The 12,364-nt window shown below is 25.9% G+C and carries 7 protein-coding genes; 4 read left to right on the forward strand and 3 right to left on the reverse strand.

What is annotated here, in order from left to right; all coding sequences use genetic code 11:
• Positions 1-26: 26 nt before the first annotated feature.
• The 3 genes from H8891_RS02135 to H8891_RS02145 form a co-directional block, all read right to left on the reverse strand.
• A complete protein-coding gene (locus H8891_RS02135; protein ID WP_187004988.1) occupies positions 27-1,895 on the reverse strand; it encodes a methyl-accepting chemotaxis protein in 1,869 nt (622 codons plus the stop codon).
• Positions 1,896-3,989 carry an efflux RND transporter permease subunit gene (locus tag H8891_RS02140; protein ID WP_187004989.1) on the reverse strand — a complete coding sequence of 698 codons (2,094 nt, stop codon included), beginning with the start codon at positions 3,987-3,989 and terminating at the stop codon, positions 1,896-1,898.
• A gap of 70 nt (positions 3,990-4,059) precedes the next feature.
• Positions 4,060-4,722 carry a TetR/AcrR family transcriptional regulator gene (locus tag H8891_RS02145; RefSeq protein WP_187004990.1) on the reverse strand — a complete coding sequence of 221 codons (663 nt, stop codon included), beginning with the start codon at positions 4,720-4,722 and terminating at the stop codon, positions 4,060-4,062.
• Between the two features lie 234 nt (positions 4,723-4,956).
• Between H8891_RS02145 and H8891_RS02150 the strand changes: the two genes are divergently transcribed.
• From H8891_RS02150 to htpG, 4 genes are all read left to right on the forward strand, one after another.
• On the forward strand, positions 4,957-5,796 hold the full coding sequence (locus tag H8891_RS02150; RefSeq protein ID WP_187004991.1) for a pentapeptide repeat-containing protein: 840 nt from the start codon (positions 4,957-4,959) through the stop codon (positions 5,794-5,796).
• Positions 5,797-5,804: 8 nt separating this feature from the next.
• Positions 5,805-6,527, forward strand: a complete 723-nt coding sequence (gene srtB / locus H8891_RS02155; protein WP_187004992.1) for a class B sortase — start codon at positions 5,805-5,807, stop codon at positions 6,525-6,527.
• A 170-nt stretch (positions 6,528-6,697) separates the two neighbouring features.
• Entirely contained in the window at positions 6,698-10,351 is a 3,654-nt protein-coding gene (locus tag H8891_RS02160) for an immunoglobulin-like domain-containing protein (RefSeq protein ID WP_187004993.1), read from the forward strand.
• 113 nt (positions 10,352-10,464) lie between these two features.
• Positions 10,465-12,324 carry a molecular chaperone HtpG gene (htpG, locus tag H8891_RS02165; RefSeq protein WP_187004994.1) on the forward strand — a complete coding sequence of 620 codons (1,860 nt, stop codon included), beginning with the start codon at positions 10,465-10,467 and terminating at the stop codon, positions 12,322-12,324.
• The last annotated feature ends 40 nt before the right edge of the window (positions 12,325-12,364 follow it).

Genomic DNA, 12,364 nt, shown 5'->3' on the forward strand with positions numbered 1-12,364 from the left:
TATAATTTAAAATCTAACAATAAAAATTAATCATTTATTTTCATTATAAACTTAACACTACCATTCATATCTTTGCTTAACCCAGAGAAGTTATTATATTCTTTTGATAATTTCACTATTTCATCTTTTACATCTAGAAGTCCTTGTATATCAGATAGTTTTGTATTTCCTTCTTTATAAAGTTTATCTAGACCTTCTTTTTTAAATTTGTTAACTCCAGTGTATAAATCATTTGAGCCTTTTGCTAAACCTTTAGTTCCCTTAAGTAATTTGCTTGAATTATCATTTAAAACTTTAGTACTATCAGCTAAAGTTTTTGAGCCTCTTGCTAATTGATTTGAACCTTTGCTTAATTCATCAGTTCCAGCTACAAGTTGTTTGCTTCCATTTTCTAATTGGTTAGTTGCATCTGATAGTTTTTTAAGACTTCCACTAAGTGTAGAACCTGCATTTACTAATGATTTAAAATTAGAATTAAAATCAGATGAGCCATGTTTTAAGTTTGAAAGTCCTGAACTTAAATTATTAGCACCTCCAACTGCATTGTTAATTCCTGTTTTTAAATTATTTAAACCATCTCTTTGACCTTGAGAAACTTGACTTAAAGAATTGGACATTGATCTTAATTGTTCAGCAAATTCTGGGTTTATTTCACTTAAAGCATTTGCTATATTATTTAAACCACCTGATATTTGGTCTATATTATTAGTTGAAGCTATTAAAGAATCAACACCAGAACTACCATTATTTAGGCCTTCTTTAAGGGCATTAGCACCATCACTAGCATTTGAAATACCTGAATTAATATTAGAATAAGCTTCAAAAAGTTTATTTGTATTTTCTACAAAAGCATCAACACCATTTGAAACTTTTCCTTGAGAAGCATTTAATTGACTAAGTCCGTTATTAATACTTTTTGCTCCTTTATTTAAAGTTGGAGCAGAATCATTTAATTTATTTATACCATTATTTAAATCGTTAGAGCCTTTGTCTAAAGCCTTAACACCTTGGTCAAATTTAGCAAAGTTAGAATTTAACTCATTATTTCCATCTAATAATTTCTTAGAGCCAGCTAAAAGCTCATCTCCACCTTTTGATAGGTTATTTAAAGCTTTTGATAAATCATTTAAAGTTGAATTTTCATTTATATTTTTAAGGTCTGGAAGTTTTGGGGAAGCAAGAATTATTATATTTGGCATTTCAAATTTTTTGGTATCTCCTTGTATAACTAAAGTATCTTCTAATTCTAAATAATTTTTAATATCTTTACTTAAATCTAGAGATTCTTTTAAGCCAGGGAAAGACGCAAAAGTTACACTACAATTTTTACCATCATCAACAATTTCGCCACTATTTATTTTTACATTTTTAAAATTATCTCTTTGAAGTAATACTTCTGTAGCTGTTAAAAATGGAACATATAATTCTTTATTTTTACCATTTATATTTTTAATTCTTTTTTCATTGTTTTTTAGTTTAATAGTTATTTTGAACTTACCAGATTTCCCTTTAATATCTTTAGGGTTAACTTCTTTGCCATTTAATTCATATTTTATATCAACATCAATAGGAAGCTCTTTATTACTATCACCCTTGTAATATAAGTCTTCTTTATTTATATTCCAGTTTAAATTTTCTTTATTTATAGTAGGTTTTTCGTCACCTTTAACATTAGTTATATTTTTTAAATTGCTTAAGTCAGTAAATTGGCCAAGCTTTTTGTCTGAATTTATCCAAGTAGATACTATTGTTTTTTCAACATTTCCATTATCTTTTAATATTGAGTATACAGTTTCTTCTTTTTTTGTATCAGCAAAACAAATACCAGTATTAAAAAATATCATTAGTGTTGTTAAAGTAGCTACCGATTTTTTAGGTAAGTTAAGTTTTCTCATTTATATTTCCCCCTTATTTAAATCTATAGATTTTGAAACTACGAAGTTTTTGCTAGTTTTTATAATAAACTTGTTACAAACTAATAAAATTGCAGGAAGCATAAAAATGATTATAAACATACTGATTATAGCACCTCTTGCCATAAGGTCACATAATGCGCTTATCATTTCTAATTTAGATATAAGTCCAACGCCTATTGTAGCAGAGAAAAAGGATAAAGCACTTGTAACTATAGACCTTGCACTACTTTGAATTGAAGCTTTCATAGCATCAAACTTGTTACTATTTATAGCTAATTCTTCTTTATATCTAGATGTTAAAAGTATTGCATAATCAACTGTTGCACCAAGTTGTATAGTTCCTATTACGATAGAAGCTATAAATGGTTCTACTGTACCTGTATAATAAGGTATGCCCAAATTGATAAATATTGCTGACTCGATTGCTAAAACTAATATTATAGGTAGTGATATTGATTTAAATACTACAGCTATAATTATAAATATTGCTACTATTGAAACTAGACTTACAATCTTAAAATCTCTATCTGCAATTTTTATTAAGTCATCTGTTAAAGGAGCTTCTCCTCCTACAAGTCCATCTTTATCATATTTATAAACTATTTTATTTAACTTATCTATTTGAACACCTGCTTCATCAGTTGCTGCTCTATATTCTGAATTTACTAAGAGTTGTTCATATCCCCCTGATTTTACAGATTTTATTAAATCTTTAGGTATTATATCTTGAACTATTGAAGGGCCTATAAATTTTTCAAGTGCAATCACAGAATTTATACCATCTAAACTTTCTATTTCTTTAACCATTTGTTCAACCTTATAAGTTTTAAGAGAATCTTCAATTAAAATAATATTTGTGCTATTCATATTATAATCATTTTTTAACTTGTTAGTTGAAACTATGGAAGGAAAGTCATCAGGTAAAGATTCATCTAGGTTATAATATACTTTTGCATTGTTTGAACCTATTATTGAAGGTATAAATAATATTAAAAATAAAACCACTAGTAATTTGTAATTCTTTACAACTATTTGAGATGATTTTTTAAATGTAGGTAAAATTGGTTTGTGTTTGTATTTATGAATTTGATTATCAAAGATTAATATTAAAGCAGGAAGTACTGTAACAGTACAAATAACTCCTAGCAAAACTCCTTTTGCCATAACTAATCCCATATCCATTCCAAGGGCTAAGTCCATGGAACAAAGTGCTAAAAATCCTGCTATTGTAGTTAGAGAACTTCCAAAAACTGAAGTCGTGGTATTTTGTATTGCTATTGCCATTGCATCTATATGATTATCGTACTTTTCGCGTTCTTCATCATACCTGTGAAGTAAAAATATTGAATAATCCATAGTAACTCCAAGTTGTAAAACTGCACTTAAAGCCTTGGTTATGTATGAAATTTCACCAAAGATTATGTTAGTTCCAAAGTTGTAGATTATAGCAAAACCTATACTTATTAAAAATATAAACGGTGTAACAAAGGAGTCCATTGTAAAAGTTAAAACTATTAAAGTTAATATAACTGCAACAATTACGTATAGTGGAGTTTCTTTATCTGAAATGTCTTTGGTATCTTTTATTATGCTTGCCATACCACTGAGAAATGCTTGTTCACCTGTTATGCTTCTAATTTTTTCAACAGCATTTAAAGTTTTAAGTGCCGCTGAACCTTCTTCTAATTTTATAACCATCAAAGTCGAATTTTCTGTGTATAAGAGGTCTTTTATATCTTTAGGTAACATTTCTTTTGGAACTGATAAATCTAAAAAATCATCAATCCATAAAACGTCATTTACACCTTCAACTGTGGTTAATTTTTCTTTTAGCTTTGATACATCTTTATCTTTCATGTTTTCAATTATTAACATAGCAAGTGAACCACAATCAAAATTGTCTTTTAAAATTTCTTCTGCTTGTGTTGTCGATAGGTCATTAGGTAAATAACTTAAAATATCATAGTTTATGTCTGTCTTTAAAAAACCAATTGCTGATGGGATTAGTAATAATATAGCTATTACTAATATTAATTTGCTTTTTTTAGCTATTTGCTTTGACAATCCCCTCATAGCCTATTCCCCCTTAAAATATTAGGCATGCCCAAATTATTATACAGATAGATTGTAGGATTAGTACAACCTATATGTCAACTATATTTATACTTTTTATTATGTCAAAAATCTTTATATTTTTTGTTTCTTCTTTTGTTTTAAGAATTATTTCATTTACTTTTTCATGGTTTATATTTAGTAATAATAATCTTGTTTTTATAGTACTTTCAATTATTTCATCAAGATTTAAGTCTATGTCTTTTTTATAAAATCTACGTAAGAGAGTATCTTCACCGGCAGAGCCTATTATAAGACTTAAGTTTATATCTTGTTTTTTAAAGTCATAATCTAATTTTTTTAAGTTAGAATTTAAGATATCAGATAAAGTTTTTAGATATTCTTTTCTAATAGAGTAAATTTCCGAGGCTTCTATATACATTCTAAAAAAATCATCGTTTGTTGCAATTACTTTTATGTATATATATTGAGTTATTGCATAGCTAAGCAGTGGGTCAATATATTTATTAGGATGATTAATTATATAAGCATAGATTTTTTCTATTAAATTTTTGTACAAATATAAAACTATTTCTTCTTTTTTCTTAAAATAATAATAAAGATGACCACGACCTAAATTACAAGCATCAGCAATTTGCCTTATAGTAGTTTTTGTATATCCTTGTTTAAGAAAAAGTTCAGAAGCTTTTTGTATTATTAAATTTCTTATATTATCTTTATTATCAAACTCCATTTTATCCCCTCCTATATTATATTTTAGCAACATTTTATGAGATTTGTTATATTAATGAGAATACATTTAAAAATTATATATTAAGCCTAGGACATAGATAGGAGTATTAATTAAGAATGTGGACATAATTTTATAACTAATATATACTAATGAATACATTAGAAAAATATTTATTAAATATAATGATAAAATTAATAAATTAAAAGTATTTACTAAAAAATGGGGTAGATAAATATGATATATTTAGATAGTCGCAAAGAAGTATATGAAAATTTAAGATCTGACTGTGAAAAATGCTTTGGACTTTGTTGTGTTTCACTATATTTTTCAAAATCGGAAGGGTTTCCAAATGATAAAGTTGCCGGAACTCCTTGTATAAATTTACAATCTGATTTTAGATGTTCTATTCATGAAAGTCTTAGGAAAAAAGGTCTTAAAGGGTGTAGTGCATATGAGTGTTTTGGAGCAGGTCAAAAAGTATCTCAAGTTACATACAATGGACGTGATTGGAGAAAAGAAGTAAAATCTAAAAATCAAATGTTTGATGTTTTTTTAATTATGAGACAACTTCATGAAATGCTTTGGTATTTAAATCAAGCAATTTCACTTAAAGAAAATAAGTCTATACATGATAAAATTAGGGTTATGATAGAAGAAACAGAAAGACTTACTTATTTAGATTGCAAATCTCTTATAGAACTGGATGTAATGTCACATCAAGATAAAGTTAATATATTGCTTTCTGATACTAGTGAAATTGTTAGAAAAAAATCTTGTTATGGAGAAAATAAAAGTAAAAATATACCTAAAGGATTAGATTGTATTGGTTCAGATCTAAGAAAATTTAATCTAAAAGGAGCTAATTTAAGAGGCGCATTTCTTATTGCCACAAATCTTAGAAATGTTGATTTAAGTAAAGCAGATTTAATTGGTGCAGATATGAGAGATGCAGATATAAGAGGTGCAAATTTATCATATTGTATTTTTATTACTCAATCGCAAATTAATACAGCAATAGGTGATTCTAGTACAAAGTTACCTAAAATACTAAATCGACCACCATATTGGGAGTGATTAAATTAATGAAAAAAAATAAAATTAGAACTTTAATAAATATATTTTTAGTAATAGTATTTTTATTTAGTTCATATAAGATTGTTGAAAAAATAATAAGCTATAAGAAAGCAGATAATGTATACAAAGAAATTCAGAAGATAAAAGATAAGAACATAGAAAAAAATACTGAAACTTTAGATTTATCTTATATAAATAAAGATTATAGAGGATGGTTAAATATTGATAATACAAATATAAACTATCCAATTCTTCAAGGAAAAGATAATAATTATTACCTTGATAAGGATATAAATAAAAATTATTTAGCATCAGGATCAATTTTTTTAGATTTTAGAAATAATAAATTCAATGATGAAAATACTATTTTATATGGTCATTCTATGAAGAATGATACTATGTTTGCACAGTTGGATAAATTTAACGAAAAAGAATTTTTTAATGAAAATAATAAAATAACTATATTAACTCCAAAAGGTAAGAAATTGACTTATGAGGTATTTTCCGCATATACAACGGATTTAAAAGATAATTATAATGAGACTAATTTTAAAACTGAAAATGAATATAGAAACTTTTTAAATAAAATAGAAAATAAATCTATTGTGAAATCTAAACTAAAAGTAACGCCAAAAGATAAAATTTTGACTTTATCTACTTGTAGTTATGAGTATGAAGGTGCTCGTATGGTTGTACATGCAAAGCTTATGGAGATATCACAATATAAGTAGTTATATAAATATGAGTAGCATATGCTACTCATATTTTTTTGCGATTTTTGAGATTTAAAATAAAATTTTGGGGTAAAAATATCAAACGATAAATATTTACATAATTTGGAATTATTTAGTTTGATAAAATTTTATTTAAATTAAGAAATCAAGGGGAGAATGGCAATATAATGAGTAAAAAAAATAATGTTAAAAAGACGATTGTGGGAGTAATTACAACAACAGTGATTTTGCAATCAATGATGGTCAATGCATTAGCAGATGAAATAGAATCTAATAATAAAAATGAAACTAGCACTAATTTAAAAAAAGAAGAATCTTTAGATTCAGTTTCTATGGATAAAAAAATTGAACCATCTACAGAAATTTCTAATCCTGAAAATATAGACACTAAAACTAAAAATGAAATTAAAGATGATAGTATAAATCTTGAAGACAAACCCGTAGTAAATAACAATGATAAAGATATAAATGAAAAAATTAAAGAGCGTGAGATAATTGATATTAAAGATATAAATTTAAAAAGAGCGATAAATGAACAGTTAAGAAAGAAAGATTTGGATGCAGATATAAGTAAGTCTGAATTAGAATCCTTAAAAAGGTTAAATGTACATGAGTCAAATATATCGAATTTAGATGGACTACAATATTGTATAAATTTAACTAGCTTACATTTAAATGGAGAAAAAATAAGTGATATAAGTCCTATATCTAAATTAACTAAATTAACTTACTTATATTTAGATGCAGATATGATAAGTGATATAAGTCCAATATCAAACTTAAAAAAATTAGTTACTTTGTACTTAAATAGAAATCAAATAAGTGATATAAGTCCTATAGCAAACTTAACAAACTTGGTTGAATTGTATTTAGATCAAAACAAAATAAGTGATATAAGTCCAATAAGTAATTTAACTAATTTGACAAAATTATACTTAACTGATAATCAAATAAGTGATATAAGCTCTATAGGTAATTTAACTAACTTAAATTATTTGCATTTAGATTTTAATAATATAAGTAATATAAAACCCTTAGAGAGCTTAACTAAATTAAAAATGCTTTTTTTAGGTTATAATCAAATAAGTGATATAAGCTCTATAGGAAGTTTAACTAATTTATCAGGTTTATTCTTAAGTGATAATAAGATAAATGATATAAATTCTATAAAAAATTTAACTAACTTAAGTTCTTTGAATTTAAATAATAATCAAATAAGTAATATAAATTCTTTAGAAAAACTAACTAAATTAAGTTTTTTAAACTTAGGAGTTAATCAAATAAGTAATATAAGTCCTATAGTTAACTTAAATCATTTAATTTTTTTACAATTAGATAATCAAAATATAAAATTGAAATCAAAAGAAGCAAAACAATTAGGATCTATAGAAATTGATAACATAGTAACTGATAAAATGGGAGATAAAATAGCTCCGTCAAATATTTCTGGAAATGGATTATATGATAAAAATACTAATAAAATTTTCTGGAAAGATATAAATAGTAATAGTGAGAATTATTCTTTTTCAAAGAATGTAAATATTGGTAAGGCAAATTCTGAATTTTCAGGGAATGTAACTCAACCAATAGTACTTATAAAAAATGAAATACCGATAATAAATGCAAGTAATAAGACAATAAAGGTTGGAGAAAAGTTTAATCCAATGGAAGGTGTAACGGCAACAGATAAAGAGGATGGGAATATAACAGATAAGATAAAAATTATAGAAGATACAGTAAATACAAATAAAGTAGGAACATATAAAGTAGTATATGAAGTAACAGATAGTCAAGGAGCAAAAGTAGTAAAAACTATTACGGTAAATGTAAAAAGTAACGACAAACCAGTAATAAGTGGAGCAAATAATGTAAGTATAATAGGAGGAACTAAGTTTGACCCAATGAAAGGTGTAACAGCTACTGATACTGAAGATGGAAATATAACCAAAGATATCAAAGTTACAGGTACTGTAGATACAAATAAGGCAGGAAAATATGAATTAACATATACAGTAACAGATAAAGATGGAAATACGACCACAGTAAAAAGAATAGTAATAGTAAATATGAAATGGGTAGATATAAATAGTGTTCCAAAAATAAATGCAAGCGATAAGACAATAAAAGTTGGAGAAAAGTTTAATCCAATGGAAGGTGTAACGGCAACAGATAAAGAGGATGGGAATATAACAGATAAGATAAAAATTATAGAAGATACAGTAAATACAAATAAAGTGGGGACATATAAAGTAGTATATGAAGTAACAGATAGTCAAGGAGCAAAAGTAGTAAAAACTATTACTGTAAATGTAAAAAGTAACGACAAACCAGTAATAAGTGGAGCAAATAATGTAAGTATAATAGAAGGAACTAAGTTTGACCCAATGAAAGGTGTAACAGCTACTGACACTGAAGATGGAAATATAACTAAAGATATCAAAGTTACAGGTACTGTAGATACAAATAAGCCAGGAAAATATGAATTAACATATACAGTAACAGATAAAGATGGAAATACGACCACAGTAAAAAGAATAGTAATAGTAAATATAAAATGGGTAGATATAAATAGTGTTCCAAAAATAAATGCAAGCGATAAGACAATAAAAGTTGGAGAAAAATTTAATCCAATGGAAGGTGTAACGGCAACAGATAAAGAGGATGGGAACATAACAGACAAGATAAAAGTGATAGAAGATACAGTAAATACAAATAAAGTGGGGACATATAAAGTAGTATATGAAGTAATAGATAGTCAAGGAGCAAAAGTAACAAAAACTATAACTGTAAATGTAAAAAGTAACGACAAACCAGTAATAAGTGGAGCAAACAATATAAGTATAACAGAAGGAACTAAGTTCGACCCAATGAAAGGAGTAACTGCTACTGATACTGAAGATGGAAATATAACTAAAGATATCAAAGTTACAGGTACTGTAGATACAAATAAGCCAGGAAAATATGAATTAACATATACAGTAACAGATAAAGATGGAAATACGACCACAGTAAAAAGAACAGTAATAGTAAATCAAAAAGAATCTATATTAAATGATGCTCCAATATTAGAATTAAAAACAAATGACGCAACTATAAATAGTGGAGAAAAAGTAAATTTATTAGACTTTGTATCTAAAGCGGAAGACAAAGAAGACAAAAGTTTAAATATAAGTGATGTAAAATACACTATAAAAAATATGAATGGAAGTAGTGAAACAAATATAAGTGAAGCAGGAAAGTATGAAGTAATATATTCATTGACAGATTCACAAGGTAAAACAACTACTAAAAAATTGATATTAAATGTAATTGAAAAACATCAACATAATGAAAGTATAAATAACAGTAGTAGCAACAGTGAAAATAATAATGTAGATAATAACAGTAGTGATAACGATGAAAACAATAATGTAGGTAATAACAGTAGTGGTAACGGTGAAAACAATAATGCAGATAATAACAGTAGTAGTAACAATGAAAATAATAATGTAGATAATAACAGTAGCAGTAACAATGAAAACAATAATGCAGATAATAACAGTAGCAGTAACAATGAAAACAATAATGCAGATAATAACAGTAGTAGTAACAGTGAAAATAATAATGTAGATAATAACAGTAGCAGTAACAATGAAAATAATAATATAGGTAATAACAGTAGTAGTAACAATGAAAATAATAACTTAAATAGTAATGAGACTTTAGAACAATCAAATAAGAATTACTTAAATCCAATAACAGGAGATACTGGAGTTTTAGGTTATATGGGAATAGGACTAGCTTCATTGGTAGGATTATTTATAAATAGAAAGAAAAAATAATTAAATTAGCACTCTAACCTTGACAGTGCTAATGAAGGTGCTACAATAATAAATATGGGGGACAATTTTATCCCGATATCTATTTTAAAAAGGTAAACTTAGGAGGAGATAAAATGGAAAATAAAAAAGGAAACATATCAATACATACAGAAAATATATTTCCAATAATAAAAAAATGGTTATATTCTGATAAAGATATATTTATAAGAGAACTTATAAGTAATGGCTGTGATGCAATAAACAAATACAAGAAATTAGTTTCTTTAGGGGAAATAGAAAATAATAAAGATCAAGAATATAAAATAACTGTAACTATAGATAAAGAAAACTCAGCACTTATATTTGAAGATAATGGTATAGGTATGACTGAAGAAGAAGTTCAAAAATATATAAACCAAGTAGCTTTTTCGGGAGCTGAAGATTTTGTTAATAAATATAAAGACAAAATAAGTGAAGAAAGTGATATAATAGGACACTTTGGACTAGGGTTTTACTCAGCTTTCATGGTAGCTAAAAAAGTTCAAATTGACACACTATCATACAAAGAAAATAATGATGCTGTAAGATGGATAAGTGAAGGTCAAACAGAGTATGAAATAGGTTTAAGTGATACAAGAAAAACAAGAGGAACAACTATAACTCTATTTTTAGATGATGAAAGCAAAGAGTTCTTAGGTGAGTATACAGTAAGAGATACAATAGACAAATACTGTTCATTCTTACCAGTAGATATATACTTAAAAGTTAGTGATAAAGAAGAAAAAGATGAAGATATAAAACCTTTAAATGATACAAAACCTTTATGGTTAAAATCACCAAAAGATTGTACTGATGAAGAATACAAAGAGTTTTATAAAAAAGTATTTAAAACATTTGATGAACCACTATTTTGGATACATCTAAATGTAGATTATCCATTTAACTTAAAAGGAATATTATACTTCCCTAAACTAAAAAATGAGTTTGAGCTTATAGAAGGTAAGGTGAAATTATATAACAACCAAGTATTCGTTGCAGATAATATAAAAGAAGTTATACCAGAGTTTTTACTATTACTTAAAGGTGTAATAGACTGCCCAGACTTACCATTAAATGTATCTAGAAGTTTCTTACAAAATGATAAAGATGTAAGTAAAATTTCTAAGCATATAGTTAAAAAAGTTGCAGATAAATTAAAATCACTATACAAAAATGAAAAAGAAAACTATGAAAAATTCTGGGATGACATACAAGTATTCATTAAATTTGGATGCTTAAAAGATGAAGGATTCTATGATAAAATAAAAGATATTATATTATTTAAAACTATAAATAATGAATATGTAACTCTTAATGATTATTTAGAAAACTGTAAAGAAAAACATGAAAATAAAGTGTTCTATGTAAGTGATGAAGAGCAACAATCTCAATATATAAAACTATTTAAAGATTATGGACTTGATGCAGTGGTACTAGATTCTAGTATAGATAATCACTTTGTATCATTTATTGAATTTAAAAACCAGGGAGTTACTTTCAATAGAATAGATGCTGATTTATCTGATGTTTTAAAAGATAAAAAAGATGATGAAAACAAAGAAGAAAAAACTGCTATAGAAAACTTATTTAAAGATTTAGTTAAAGATAAAGTTAAAGCATACTCAGTAGAGAGTTTAAAAAGTGAAGATACTACAGCTATAATTTTAGTATCAGAACAATCAAGAAGAATGTCTGAAATGAAGTCTCAATTTGCTGGAATGGACTTTGGAATGAGTTTTGAAGAAGAAAAAACTTTAGTTATAAATGACAATAGTCCAATAATTAAAAAGCTTATTAATTTAAAAGATGATGAAAGTAAAAAAGAAGAATTATCTTTAATTTGTAATCAAATAGTAGATATAGCTTTACTTGCTAATAAAGAATTAGATGCTAAGGAATTAGATGAGTTTATAAAGAGAAACAATAAACTTATGAATATGGTAATATCTTTATAAGATAAAAAAATAGTCTCAAGATAACTGTTATAGTTAATTT

The sequence above is a fragment of the Paeniclostridium hominis genome (genome assembly GCF_014306135.1).
Lineage (GTDB): Bacteria > Bacillota > Clostridia > Peptostreptococcales > Peptostreptococcaceae > Paraclostridium > Paraclostridium hominis.

What these genes read in the sequence shown, in the direction of transcription:
- H8891_RS02160 (WP_187004993.1), top strand. Translation starts at nt 6,698, where the DNA reads ATGAGTAAAAAAAATAATGTTAAAAAGACGATTGTGGGAGTAATTACA.
- htpG (WP_187004994.1), top strand. Translation starts at nt 10,465, where the DNA reads ATGGAAAATAAAAAAGGAAACATATCAATACATACAGAAAATATATTT.
- H8891_RS02140 (WP_187004989.1), bottom strand. Translation starts at nt 3,989, where the DNA reads ATGAGGGGATTGTCAAAGCAAATAGCTAAAAAAAGCAAATTAATATTA.
- H8891_RS02150 (WP_187004991.1), top strand. Translation starts at nt 4,957, where the DNA reads ATGATATATTTAGATAGTCGCAAAGAAGTATATGAAAATTTAAGATCT.
- srtB (WP_187004992.1), top strand. Translation starts at nt 5,805, where the DNA reads ATGAAAAAAAATAAAATTAGAACTTTAATAAATATATTTTTAGTAATA.
- H8891_RS02135 (WP_187004988.1), bottom strand. Translation starts at nt 1,895, where the DNA reads ATGAGAAAACTTAACTTACCTAAAAAATCGGTAGCTACTTTAACAACA.
- H8891_RS02145 (WP_187004990.1), bottom strand. Translation starts at nt 4,722, where the DNA reads ATGGAGTTTGATAATAAAGATAATATAAGAAATTTAATAATACAAAAA.